Annotated in this window: 10 protein-coding genes; 4 read left to right on the top strand and 6 right to left on the bottom strand. The window is 73.1% G+C overall.

All coding sequences use genetic code 11. The annotated features are described in order from the left end of the window. The first annotated feature begins 313 nt into the window (after window positions 1-313). Window positions 314-934, top strand: a complete 621-nt coding sequence (locus D7W79_RS30635; protein WP_120528918.1) for a ribonuclease E inhibitor RraB — start codon at window positions 314-316, stop codon at window positions 932-934. Here the strand turns inward: D7W79_RS30635 and D7W79_RS45895 are convergent. From D7W79_RS45895 to D7W79_RS30615, 5 genes are all read right to left on the bottom strand, one after another. Further along, entirely contained in the window at window positions 931-4,131 is a 3,201-nt protein-coding gene (locus D7W79_RS45895) for an AAA family ATPase (protein ID WP_120528917.1), read from the bottom strand. The genes D7W79_RS30635 and D7W79_RS45895 overlap by 4 nt on opposite strands. Continuing rightward, complete coding sequence (locus tag D7W79_RS30625) at window positions 4,128-5,378, bottom strand: metallophosphoesterase family protein (protein WP_120528916.1); 1,251 nt, start codon at window positions 5,376-5,378, stop codon at window positions 4,128-4,130. The genes D7W79_RS45895 and D7W79_RS30625 overlap by 4 nt, the downstream gene beginning before the upstream one ends. Window positions 5,379-5,708: 330 nt before the next feature. Next, window positions 5,709-6,170 carry a hypothetical protein gene (locus D7W79_RS43905; RefSeq protein ID WP_158617085.1) on the bottom strand — a complete coding sequence of 154 codons (462 nt, stop codon included), beginning with the start codon at window positions 6,168-6,170 and terminating at the stop codon, window positions 5,709-5,711. A 147-nt stretch (window positions 6,171-6,317) separates the two neighbouring features. After that, window positions 6,318-7,277, bottom strand: a complete 960-nt coding sequence (locus tag D7W79_RS30620; protein WP_120528915.1) for an SAM-dependent methyltransferase — start codon at window positions 7,275-7,277, stop codon at window positions 6,318-6,320. Next, on the bottom strand, window positions 7,274-8,629 hold the full coding sequence (locus tag D7W79_RS30615) for a sensor histidine kinase (protein WP_120528914.1): 1,356 nt from the start codon (window positions 8,627-8,629) through the stop codon (window positions 7,274-7,276). The genes D7W79_RS30620 and D7W79_RS30615 overlap by 4 nt, the downstream gene beginning before the upstream one ends. 291 nt (window positions 8,630-8,920) lie before the next feature. On the opposite strand from D7W79_RS30615, the gene D7W79_RS30610 reads away from it, so the two are divergent. The 3 genes from D7W79_RS30610 to D7W79_RS30600 all read left to right on the top strand — a co-directional run bounded on the left by D7W79_RS30610 (window position 8,921) and on the right by D7W79_RS30600 (window position 10,548). After that, window positions 8,921-9,541: a hypothetical protein gene (locus D7W79_RS30610; RefSeq protein WP_120528913.1), complete on the top strand. Its 621-nt coding sequence runs from the start codon at window positions 8,921-8,923 to the stop codon at window positions 9,539-9,541. Window positions 9,542-9,619: 78 nt separating this feature from the next. Beyond that, window positions 9,620-9,982, top strand: coding sequence for a hypothetical protein (locus tag D7W79_RS30605; protein ID WP_120528912.1), 363 nt, complete (start codon window positions 9,620-9,622; stop codon window positions 9,980-9,982). Beyond that, window positions 9,979-10,548: a GNAT family N-acetyltransferase gene (locus D7W79_RS30600; protein WP_120528911.1), complete on the top strand. Its 570-nt coding sequence runs from the start codon at window positions 9,979-9,981 to the stop codon at window positions 10,546-10,548. Before D7W79_RS30605 ends, D7W79_RS30600 begins: the two co-directional genes overlap by 4 nt. A 4-nt stretch (window positions 10,549-10,552) precedes the next feature. Here the strand turns inward: D7W79_RS30600 and D7W79_RS30595 are convergent, their stop codons facing one another. After that, a complete protein-coding gene (locus tag D7W79_RS30595; protein WP_120528910.1) occupies window positions 10,553-11,287 on the bottom strand; it encodes a class I SAM-dependent methyltransferase in 735 nt (244 codons plus the stop codon). Window positions 11,288-11,309 lie beyond the last annotated feature (22 nt).

Raw genomic sequence — 11,309 nt, 5'->3', positions numbered from 1 at the left:
GCTGGGGGCAGAGCCGCCGGTGTCCAAGGGCTCGGAACGCAGAGCGGACCGGGCAGAGGGGGAAAGGGTTTCGGGGGTCGATCTTCCGGGACTCAAGGTTTTTGGCAGTCGACGTTTTGAAGGAAAAGCAGGACGGACGCGGGTCTTTGGGGGCCGCATCCGGATGAGGGGGACCCCTCGGGGGAGGGGTTGAGTTACTGGGAGCGCGTCGAGGGGGCGCGCTCCCAGTATTTTTTTGTGCGCCAGGGTCTGGATCCGCGCGGGGGCGCGAGGTCGACCGGGCCACGAACGCCGGGGGTTAAACTGGCCCGCCATGAGCGCTCCGTCCTCCACGAAGCCCTGGAAAGAGTCCTTCGAGGTCTACTTCCGGTGGTCCACGCAGGGGCCGCAAACCGTGGAGATCGACCTGGGCGCCAGCCCGTATGCACCCATGGCCAGCCACCCCGTGCTCTGGCGGCTGACGCTCCCCTTGAAGAACCCGATGTCGAACGGGCTCCGGGACAGCGATGAGGCGGACCCGGTGTTCGACGTGGGCGTGGCGCGGACGCGGGACCCTCGCTGGACGGAGTATCTCCGGACGCTCTTCCCTCCGGCCCTCCAGTATCAGTCGAGGATGAACCGGCAGCGGGTCGCGCTCCTGCGGACGGAGGGGGACCTGCTGGAGGTGGCCCGGAGGGTGGAGCACCGCGCGCACTTCCCGTGGGAGCATCAGGCGAAGGACGCGGAGGCCCGGCTTCGGGACCTGGGATTCGAAGGCCTCCAGTGTCAGCTCCTCGCAGTGCCCGGGCTCATGTGTCGCCTGGACTTCCACCGGGTGGACACCGTGGACGAGGCGCGAGTGGACGCGGTGTCCGAGGAGATCCTCGACATCGTGGAGGCGCACGGTGGCACGTATGACGGCTGGGGCTGCCTGCTCGTGACGGAGCATCCCTAGCCGCTGGAGACCACCCGCAGGGGTTGGGGGCCTTCGCGCGGGGGCTTCGCGGCGCCGGGCAGCTCCAGCACGTGGGCGCCTTCGGCCTCGAAGTGCTCGCGCAGCCACGGGTGGCAGGTGAAGGCGATGACCTGGTGGTGCTCCGCCAGCCTCGCGAAGAGCCGCACCGCGCCCCGGGCCCGCTCCGGATCGAAGTTCACCAGCACGTCGTCCGTGATGAGCGGCAGCGCGCCCCGCGTCTCTCCGAAGTCTCGGATGACGGCCAGCCGGAACGCGAGGAACAGCTGCTCCCGCGTGCCCCGGGACAGCTGCTCCGCGCTCCAGTCCTTCGCGCCGTCGCTCACGCGCAGCTCCCGCGCATCCCCCGCCGGGATGAAGACGCGGCGGTAACGGCCCGCCGTCAGCTCGGAGAACAGCTCGCTCGCCAGCTGGATGACGCGGGGTTGCTGCTCCTCCTCGAACCTCCGGCGCGCCCGCCCCAGCAACGCCAGCGTCAGCCGGTCCGCCGCGTAGCGTGTGGCCAGCTCCGCGGCCTTCGCCCGCAGCGTCTCCTCCTGGATGCGCAGCCGCGACACGCGGTCGTCGTTCTCCCACTGGGACAGCTGCGTCTTCAGGCTGCCCTGCTCCGTGAGCACCGCCTTGTGCCGCTCGCCTTCCGCGCGGTGGCGCTCGCGCAGCGTGGCCAGCTGGTCCTTCAGGCCCGCCTCGCCTCCCGCCGCGTGCACCTCCTCGCGCGCCGCGTTTTCACCCATGCCGGTGAGGGCCTGCACCCGCTGGGCGTGCTCGCGCACCCGGGCGGCCAGCTCCGCGTACCGGCGTGCCTGCACCGCGCGGCGGCGGAAGGTCGCTTCGTCCTGGCAACCCCCTTCCGCGAGCAGCGCCTCCCACGCCTGGTCCTCGTCCAGCACCAGCTGGTCCAGCCGTGCCTTCTCCGCCAGCAGCTCCCCGCGCTGACCGTCCAGGTGCCGTTGGTCGGCCGCCCGGGAGCGCACCTCCTCCAGCGCCACGGACACCCGCGCGGCCACCGTCTCCGCCGGACCCGGGGGCAGGCCCGCCGCATGCGCCTCCTGGAGCAGCCGCGCCGTCACCGCGTCACACGCGGCCTCCGCCACCGTGAACTCCTCTTCGTCCGTGCGCAGGTCCAGGAGCCGCTGCCGCAGCGCCGCGGCATCGCGCCACAGCGTCAGCGCGGATGCCGAGGAGAGGGCCTCCGGGAAACGACGCGCGGCGAGGAACGCCACCCACTCCTCGCGCAGCATCTCCTCACGTTGATCCGCGCGCAGCCGCGCCTCCTCCACGCGCTGGTCGTCGCGCACCGCCGCGTCCCAGGCCGTGCGCAGCGTGTCCTCTTCCCGCAGCAGCAGCTCCCGCCGTTCGGCCTGCGTCAGCAGCTCCGCGAGCAGCACCTCCTGCGCGGCCAGGTCCGCCAGCGACGCGCCCGGGGACATTCCCGCCGCGCCGGCTGCGTGCAGCAGCTCCCGCTGGAGCAGCTCCTCGCGCGCGCACATCGCCGCCTGCACCGAGCGGAAGCGCTCCTCCTCCTGCTGCCGCCAGCGATGGCGCGCCGCCTGCGCCTCCAGGCTGGCGTGCCGTGCCGTCTCCACGCGATGGCGCACGAGCAGGAGCAACCCCACCAGCATCATCCCGCCCGCCGCGCACAGCATGCCCACCGTGAGGTTCGCGACCCACGCCGCGAGCACCGAGAACCCCATCGCCACGCCCGCCGCCGCCACCACCCACGACAGCGGCAACAGCGAGCGCAGCGGCACCGCGTCCGTGGGGGCCCGCACGCCGTCCATCTGGCGGCGCTGCTCCATGCGCTGCTCGGCCAGCCGCTCCAGGTCCCCGCGCACCGCGCGCATCCGCCCCACCGCCGCCTGCCGCTGACGCACCTGCGCGGGCCGCTCCTCCGGCAGTGCCTCCACCTCCGTCCGCACCCGCGCCAGCGCCGTCTCCAGCCGCGCCCGCTCCTCGCGCGTGCGCGCCTGCTCCACCTCCACCTGCGCGAGCGCCGCGTCCGCCGCGTCCAGCCTCGCCGCGAGCGACTCCAGCTCTCCCCGCGCCCGCGCACCCAGGTCCAGCGCGAGCAGCCCGCCCGCGTCCACCGCGAGCCCCAGCTCTCCCAGCGATTGTTCCAGCTGCCGCCGCCGCGACGTGAGCGCTGCCCTGCGCGCGGGCAGCGCACGCAGTTGTTCCGAATGGCCGGAGTACGTGGCCAGCGCCGTGCGCAGGGACTCGGCGCGCTCGCGCACGGGCCATGGGGCGGCCAGCCGCTCCCGCGCTTCTTCGATGGGCGTCAGCCGCTCATGCAGCTGCGCCTGCTGGGCCCGGTACGTCTTGCGCCGCTGGAGCACGTCCTCCAGCCGCGTCTCCGCGCCCGGCGGGAAGGTGTCCAGCACCGGCAGCGTGGCCAGCTCCGCCCGGTCGCGCGCGAGCACCGCCAGGTCCCCCAGCGCGGACTCCAGCCGCGCGGCGTGATCCAGCGCGTGCTCGGTCTGCTTGCGCGCCACCTCCAGCGCGTGGCCCTCCGCGATGCGCTCCGCCAGCCGGTCTCGCGTGGAGAAGTAGAGCGCGGGCCGGTCTCCCGCCTCGCGCAGCGCCTGCTGCACGTCCTCCAGTTCCTTCATCACGCGGTTGAGCTCGGGCTTCTGTCCTCGCGGTGCGTAGAGCCCCTCCGCGTCCTTGCGCAGCCGTTCCACTGCTTCCGGCAACCGACGCGCGCCCTGCATGCCCGCGGCGAACAGCGCCTCCGACACGCCCCGCTGCTGCGCGAGCCGCTGGAAGGAGGACAGCTCATCCAGGCGGAAGGCGAACACCTCGAAGAACAGCTCGCGCGGCACGTCCGCCAGCGCCTGGTCGAGCAGCGTCTCCGGCAGCGGCTGCCCCTCCGGGCTCCGCACCGTGAGCGTCCCCTCCGACGCGCGCTTCCCCCCGTGGCGGTGCACCACCAGCGGGCCGGACGCCGTCTCCAGCCACAGCTCGCCGCCGAAGAGCGCGCCCTCCGGTTCGTAGCGCTCCGGCTGGCCGCGCTTCTCGAAGCCGAACAGCACGCCGCGCAGGAACGCGAGCAGCGTGCTCTTGCCCGCCTCGTTGGGCCCGTACAAGAGCGTGAGCCCCGGCCCCGGCGTCCCCGAGTACCCCCGGAAGTGCCCGAAGCCGTCCACCTGGAAGCGGTTGATGCGCAGGCCCGGCTTCATGACGCCTCCTCGTGGAGTTGCTCCACGCCGCGCTGCCCGGCCTGCGTCACCAGCTCCGGCCGGGGCGCCTCCAGCGCATCCACGCCCAGCCGCTTGAGCCGCTGCCCCAGCGTCGTCAGGTCCTCGTCGTCCCACAGCGACGCGAGCGCCGCGTCGTCGTGCGACAGCGCCTGCGCCTCATCCAGCAGCGTGCCCAGGAAGCCGCCCCCGGCGCGCACCGCCTCCAGGTCCACCTCCGGCCGGCTGCCATCGCGCAGCGACTCCAGCAGCACCGGCGGGTGCGCGCGCGACAGCCGCTCGCGCAGGTCCGCCTCCAGCTGCATCCTCGCGCCCGGCCGCGCGAGTTCCCGGTGCAGCGGGCCGCGTCCGGCCAATGTCAGGCGCACCGCGTGCCCGTCGAAGTCCTCCGCGCAGCGCGACTCCACCACCTCCGTGGCCACCGCCTGGAGCATGTCCAGCGACGTGACGCCGGACAGCGGCACGTCCAGCCGGTGCCAGCGCACGCGGTCCACCGGCACGAACCTCCGGCGCGCGACGCCGTCCTCCACGTCCACCACCACGCAGCCGCGCTCGCCCGTCTCGTGGACGTGCCGGCCCTGCGGGTTGCCCGGGTACACCGCCACGCCGCCGCCGGGCAGCAGGTGCTCCGCGCGCGTGTGCACGTGGCCCAGGGCCCAGTAGTCCAGCCCGCCCGCCGCCAGGTCCGCGGCCGTGCAGGGCGCGTAGTTCGCGTGGCCCGCGTCACCGCCCAGGTTCGCGTGCAGGAGGCCCACGCTGAAGTGCTCGCCGGTGCGGCGGAACCTCGCGGACAGATTCTCGCGCACCTCCACGTCCGGATAGGACACGCCCTGCACGTGGCACAGGCGCCGGCCCTCGCGCCGCACCTCCACGTCCTCCCACTCCGGGCCGAACACCTTCACCGACGCGGGCAGCGCCAGCGTGCCGGTGTCGCCGCTCAGCGGATCATGGTTGCCGTGGACGATGAACGTCTGGATGCCCGCGCGGTCCAGTCGCGCCAGCTCCGTGCGCAGCGTGAGCCGGGCGCGCACCGAGCGGTCCTTCACGTCGAACAGGTCCCCGGCCAGGAGGAGGAACGTCACGCGCTCACGCAGGCACACGTCCACGATGCGCGCGAGGGCATGGAAGGTGGACTGCTGGAAGCGCTCCAGGAGCGGGCCGTGCGTGGCCACCCCCCGGAACGGCGTGTCCAGATGGAGATCCGCGGCGTGCACGAAGGAGAAGCGCATCGTGCGGGCACCGTACCCGAGTCCCGCCACCTACCCGACTTTCCCGCCCCGGAGGGTGATGCGCCGGTGGACACAGGGGACGTCCTGGGGTCGCACGCGGAGTCCACCGGTGGAAACCCGGCACGTTGGACGCGGGGCCAGTCCCCTTGCTGAAAATCGAACCGTGGCCCGTCAACGGCTGGCAGTCGTATGGCCGCTTCAACGACGGCCATGGCGTGGGCGGCCAAATCCTGTGGCGGCCGGTGCGTTGAGGGTGAAGCTCTGAGGGAGGGGCGCGGGCGTGGCGATTCCGCCCGCCCGCGCCGTCCCGAGGCCTGGACGCATCAAGGCCTAGTGGGTGGTCTCGTTCCCGGAGCCACCCATGTTGCCGCCCGTCCCGGAGCCGGTGGTGTTGTTGCCGCCGGACGAGCCCATGTCGCTGCCGGAGCCGCCCGTGCTGGAGCCGGAGCCCGGCGTCATGGAGCCGCCCGTGTCACTGCCGGTGGTGCTGCCGGAGCCCTCCATGCCGGAGCCACCCATGCCCGAGTCACCGGCACCCCCCGTGCCCGCGTCACCGGCGCCGCCCGTGCTGGGCTCCATCGTCGAGCCCGTGCCTGCTCCCGAGCTTCCGCCCGAGCCCGCGCCCTGCTCGGTCCCAGTGCCCATGCCGGAGCCCCCGGTTCCCTGCGTGGTGCCCTGCTGCGAGCCGGAGCCGCCCATGCCTTCTTTCGAGCGCTCCTTGCTCTGACATCCAGTCAGGGCCATCGCGCCCGCCACCGCGCCCAGCACCACCCATCGCGTGAAACCCTTCATGTCGAACCCCCGTGTTGGTTGTGACGACCCCAAGGCTGGGGGTGGGGCGTCGCGGGAGCATCGTCCGGAGGCTGCACGCCGCCGGGCCGCCCACTCCACGGGGGACGGGATGAGCGCTCGCCGGGCCGTCCGTTCCTCCACGGCGCTTCAGGCCTCGCGGCGCAGCACGAGCAGCGCGTACTCCAGGCCGCCATCGAGCAGGCCCTGTTGCAGCCACAGGTGCTCGCGCCGGGACTCCGCGCGCACGGCGTTGAGCGCGGCGCGCAGGTTCTTCGCGTCGCCGGAAGCGCAGGCCATGTGCTCGTGGACGAGCAGCTCCGAGCTCAGCGTCCAGAAGCCCACCGCCCGCGCGGACACGTCGTCGTGCGCTTCCAGCTCCAGGCCCGCCTCGCGCGCGTCGGCGAGGAACGCGTTCACGCTGCCCAGCTGCTTGCGCCACGCGTCCTCGGACGGGTGCACCGCGTTGGGGCGCACCCAGAAGCAGTCCGCGACAGCCAGCAGGCCGCCGGGCTTGAGCCGGGCGTGCACGCGGCGCAGCCACTCCGCGCGGGGCAGGGCGCAGGTGTGCTCCACGGCGATGACGGCGTCGTAGCCCTCGCGGCTTCGCGGCGGCTCGCCCGAGCACAGCCGGGGCCGCACGCGCGCGCACATGCCGGCTTCGTGCACGAACCTTCGCACGTGCTCCAGGTGCGTGGGCACGGCCACCATCGTGGTCACCCGCGCGCGGTGCTCCTGGGCCCAGTACAGCGCGCTGCCTCCCAGGACGCTGCCGGCGTCCAGCACGTCGCCGCCGTCCGGAAAGGAGCCCATGGCGCGCGCCAGCTCCGCGAGCAGCGCCTCCTGCGAACCCCTCAGGCGCTCCATCAGCTCCGGCCCCGGCGTGCCGGGCGGAGGCAGCCGGTCCACCAGCCCCGTGTGGCCGTACACCCGGCGGCCATGGCCCTGGCGCACCAGTCCGCGCGCGGCGAGGGCGTCGTGGTGGGTCCACACGTCGCACGCCGTGAGCGGAGCCAGGCCCGCGCTGGATGGGGCCACTGCTTCATTCGAGTTCCGCCCGCGCGTCAGGGGCGTGGACGGGGTCGGGGTGAGGGCGCTCAGGCGCTTCATGGGTACTCCCGGGGCAGCAGGATGCGGAGCAGGGCGCCGCCGCCCGGTCCGTTGTTCCGGTGCAGCAGGCCGCCGCTGGCGCGCAGCAGGCACTCGCTGGTGTAGAGGCCCAGCCCCGTGCCCTGGGACTTGGTGGTGTAGAGCTCCTCCGCGGGCGCGTTGAGGCGCTCCGGGGGGAAGCCGGGTCCGTCGTCCTCGATCTCCACCTCCAGGCGTCCGCTGAGCGGTTCGGTGCGCGCGCGGATGTAGACGCGCGACGCGCCCTGTTCGCTGTTGCCCTCGCAGGCGTTGACGACCAGGTTCTCCACCACCCGGCGCAGCGTGAGCGGTCCGCCGCGCAGCAGCGCGCGAGGCGGCCCGGGTGGCTCCAGCTCCACGTGGATGTCCACGTATGGAAAGCGCAGGGACACCTGGGCCTGCACGGACTCCAGCACCAGCCCCAGGTCCACGGCCTCCGGCTCCGTGCCGGCGAAGCGGCGGCTCTTGGCGCGCACCTCCTTCACCATCTCCTGGATTTGCCGCAGGCTGTCCTGGAGCTGGCGGGCCTGGTCGTCGAAGCCGCTGCGCGCGAGCACGCCGCGCTGCGTGCCGAACGCCTTCATCATGTCCACGGCGGTGCCGGCCTCATGCAGCGCCTGGTCCATGCCCTGGTGGTGGCCCAGGATTTCCGCCATCGCCTGGGTGAGGCGGCCCACGTCGCGCTCCTGCTGCTCCACCAGCTGCGCGTGCACGGCGGCGCGCAGGCGGTCCGCGTCCGTGCGTGCCCGGTCGTAGCGCACGGCGAGCGCGCCCAGGTACAGCTGCGCCAGCAGCGCGGCCGGGCCCACGACGGCGAAGAGCACCGCGTGCTGGGAGCCGCGCGCCAGGGGCAGGGCGCCCAGCAGGGCCGCGAGCGTGCCCACCGTGAGGAAGGGCTCGCGCCACGTCACCCGGTAGCGCCGGCCGTGCACGGCGGCGGTGCCGATGAGCAGCACGCCGAAGAAGAGCGCCCCGGGAAGCTCCGCGAGCGCCATGAGGCTCGCGAGGAAGAAGTGCAGCAGCGCCAGGCCCGGCAGCCACGCGAGCCAGCTCCACGCGGCCACGCGTCTGCTGCGCGCGTGCACCCAGGCGAAGGCGACGCGGTGGACGGCGCAGGGCAGGAAGCACGCGAGCGCGGGCGTGAGGGGCACGGCGAACAAGGCGTGCACGCCGGGCGCCCACGCGACGATGCCCACGAGCGCCGAGCCCCGGAGGAGGAAGCCCGCGAGGGGACGCACGCGCAGCGAGGCGAGGAGCCGGCCCGCGTCCTGGGCGCGCATCCAGCGCCGGAAGGCGGTCACGCCACGGTACGAGGACACGGGCGGGGACTTCATGCGCGCGCACCGGTGCCGGGCCGCGACGCGGCGGCAGGGGGGTGCCCTGACGGATGCGGGTCTCCGCGATGTGGACGCATGCTGGTCAACCCCCCGGCACCAGGCGCAGCCCTCGACATCTGGAAGCAAAAGACGCCTGGGGCCTCCGGGTCAAACGCGGGGGCACGGACACTGTTGGCCAGTCCTCCGACCCTGGCCTCCAGGCCAGGACGCAGCGGAGCGCGGGGGATTCCCCCTGTCCGGAGCGACAGTGCTTGGGAGGGCCCGCGGGGCGCGATAGAGGGGCGCCCCATGCGTGACAGAATCCAGTCGGTGTTGCGGCAGCTGGTTCAGGTTCCGGAGTTGGAAGTGCGATGGCTGCACACGGTGTCGCTCTTGGAGTTCATTGGCGCGAGGAAGATTTCGCGCACGGTGGCGGACCGGCATCCGTCGCTGGAGGTGCTGGGGCACCTGGCGGACGAGACGCGCCACGCGTTCACGTTCAAGCGGCTGGCCTGTGAGGTCGCGGGCCGCGAGGACGTGACGGAGTTCCTGAGCGTGGGCGCGGCGTCCGCGTGGTTCCAGTCGCTGGACCGGCAGCTGGCGGAGTGGGTGACGGGGGTGACGGGGACGGCGGACGTGTACCTGCACTACCTGCTCACGACGGCGGTGGTGGAGCGCCGGGCGATGGTGCTCTATCCGCTCTACAAGGCGGCCACGCGGCACGCGGTGGTGCGCGAGGAGCTGGGGCGCGTGGTGGTGGAGGAGCAGTCCCACCGCCGCGCCATCGAGGACGCCTGTCAGCAGCGCCTGGAGAAGGCAGGAGTGACGCTGGAGCCCGCGCTCGCGCTGGAGGAGCGCCTGTTCGAGACGTTCCTCACCCAGCTGGAGAAGGATGTGGCCCAGGCGCTCGCGGGAGCGCAGGCGGCCTGAGCGGCACGGATTGCATCTCCGGGGTGCGAGGGATAAGTGATTCACTTCCGCATCAGAAGTGAGTCAGGAGTGCTCGCCATGTCCCACCGACTGCAACCCACCGTTTCCGATCCGGTCATGGAGCAGGTCCAGCGGCTGCGGCGCGAGCTGGGCGGGGACGTCTCGGAGATCATCACCGAGGCCATCAGCCTGCTGGACAAGGTGGTGCTGGAGGCGCGGCGGGGAGCGCGGCTCGCCTTCGTGCCCCATGAGCCCGGGCAGCCCCTGCGCGAGTACAGCTCGCCGGCGCTGACCCGGCTGGAGTGGAAGGCGATGGGGGAGGAGTCCATCGTCCTGCCCGCGAAGGACTTCGACCGGGTGGCCAAGGCGGTGGGGGCGCCCGCGAAGCCGACGCGTGCGCTGCGTGAGCTCTCCCGTCGCCGCCGTCGCGAGCGCCCTTGAGCCGGAAGCCGCCCGCCATTCCCGCGCCGTACACGGAAGCGCTGACCCGCGAGGACGCGGCCAGCGGCTTCCAGTGCGAGCACGAAGCGCTCAACCGCTTCTTCCGGCAGGACGCGGGCCAGAACCAGCGCCGCGACGTCAGCCGCACCTGGGTGCTGCGCCGGCCGGACACCCGGCCCGACTGGCCCCGGGTGCTTGGGTACTACACGCTCTCCGTGGGGCAGGTGTCGCGGGACGAGGCACCGGAAGAGGTCATCAAACGCCTGCCACGCTATCCCCTGCCGGCGGTCATCCTCGGAAGGCTCGCCCGGGACTCGCGGGTCCGGGGCGCGGGCGTGGGCGAGCAGCTGCTGGACGACGCGCACCGCCGCGCGCTGGCCATCGGGGAGAACGCGGGCGTCGTGCTCGTCATCGTGGATGCGAAGGACGCGTTCGCGGCCCGCTTCTACGCGCGCTTCGGCTACCGGCCACTCATCGGTACCAGGCCCGGTGCGCCGGAGTGGCCCCAGCGGCTGTTCCTGCCCCTGAGCCACCTGCGCGCATCCTTCGAGGACGACGACGCCTGAGCCGTCAGGCCTCTCCCGGCGACGGTTCTTCTGCGTCGCCGGCCATGCTGGACAGCTCCAGCTTGCTGCCCGTCCATGTTGCCTGGAGGTTCCTCGCGCGGCGCGCGCGCTTGCGGCTCAGCTCCACGCCCACCGCGTCCAGGCCCAGGGCGTTGGCCACCGCGAGCGCGGTGCCGTGGCCGCAGAAGGGGTCCACCACCGTGCGCGTGTGCGTCTGCTCCAGGATGAAGCGGCAGGCCACCAGGCACGCGTTGAGCCCCATGCCTCGCGTCCACGTCACCTCGCCGGGGTCCGGCAACACGTCCGCCGTGGACTTCGCCGCGTCCGCCTTCAGCCCCCGGCTGAAGCACAGCAGGTGCGAGTACGCCGGCCTCCCGAACGTCACCGTCCCCGGCGTCCGGCGGCACACCACCTTGTGCCAGAGCGTGTCGCACCCCGCGGCCTCCGCCGCCTTCGACACCAGGTAGCCCTTGTCCACCCAGGACCCGTCCTTCTTCACGTCGGACTGGTAGAACACCGCCACCCCGTCCTGGGGCACCCGCGACAACACCTTCGCCGCCGCCCCCACGAACCAGTCCTTCCACTGGGGCACCGTGAGCGACGGGAACTCGGAGACGTCCGGCAGCGACGCCACCACCGAACATCCGTCCAGCACCGGCCGCGCCTCCAGCCACGCGAGCGCGTCCTCGCAGTACACCGTGCGCTTCGCTCCCGCCGTCCCGCTGCGTCCATCCGTCATGACGCACCCGAGTCTGCCGCAA

Source organism: Corallococcus exercitus, from assembly GCF_003611585.1.
Lineage (GTDB): Bacteria > Myxococcota > Myxococcia > Myxococcales > Myxococcaceae > Corallococcus > Corallococcus exercitus.
This window is presented reverse-complemented; position numbering and strand designations above follow the sequence as displayed.

Excerpts from the sequence above, each read along its gene's own strand:
- D7W79_RS30635 (WP_120528918.1), top strand. The coding sequence starts at position 314 with ATGAGCGCTCCGTCCTCCACGAAGCCCTGGAAAGAGTCCTTCGAGGTC.
- D7W79_RS30595 (WP_120528910.1), bottom strand. The coding sequence starts at position 11,287 with ATGACGGATGGACGCAGCGGGACGGCGGGAGCGAAGCGCACGGTGTAC.
- D7W79_RS30625 (WP_120528916.1), bottom strand. The coding sequence starts at position 5,378 with ATGCGCTTCTCCTTCGTGCACGCCGCGGATCTCCATCTGGACACGCCG.
- D7W79_RS30620 (WP_120528915.1), bottom strand. The coding sequence starts at position 7,277 with ATGAAGCGCCTGAGCGCCCTCACCCCGACCCCGTCCACGCCCCTGACG.
- D7W79_RS30610 (WP_120528913.1), top strand. The coding sequence starts at position 8,921 with ATGCGTGACAGAATCCAGTCGGTGTTGCGGCAGCTGGTTCAGGTTCCG.
- D7W79_RS30605 (WP_120528912.1), top strand. The coding sequence starts at position 9,620 with ATGTCCCACCGACTGCAACCCACCGTTTCCGATCCGGTCATGGAGCAG.
- D7W79_RS30615 (WP_120528914.1), bottom strand. The coding sequence starts at position 8,629 with ATGAAGTCCCCGCCCGTGTCCTCGTACCGTGGCGTGACCGCCTTCCGG.
- D7W79_RS45895 (WP_120528917.1), bottom strand. The coding sequence starts at position 4,131 with ATGAAGCCGGGCCTGCGCATCAACCGCTTCCAGGTGGACGGCTTCGGG.
- D7W79_RS43905 (WP_158617085.1), bottom strand. The coding sequence starts at position 6,170 with ATGAAGGGTTTCACGCGATGGGTGGTGCTGGGCGCGGTGGCGGGCGCG.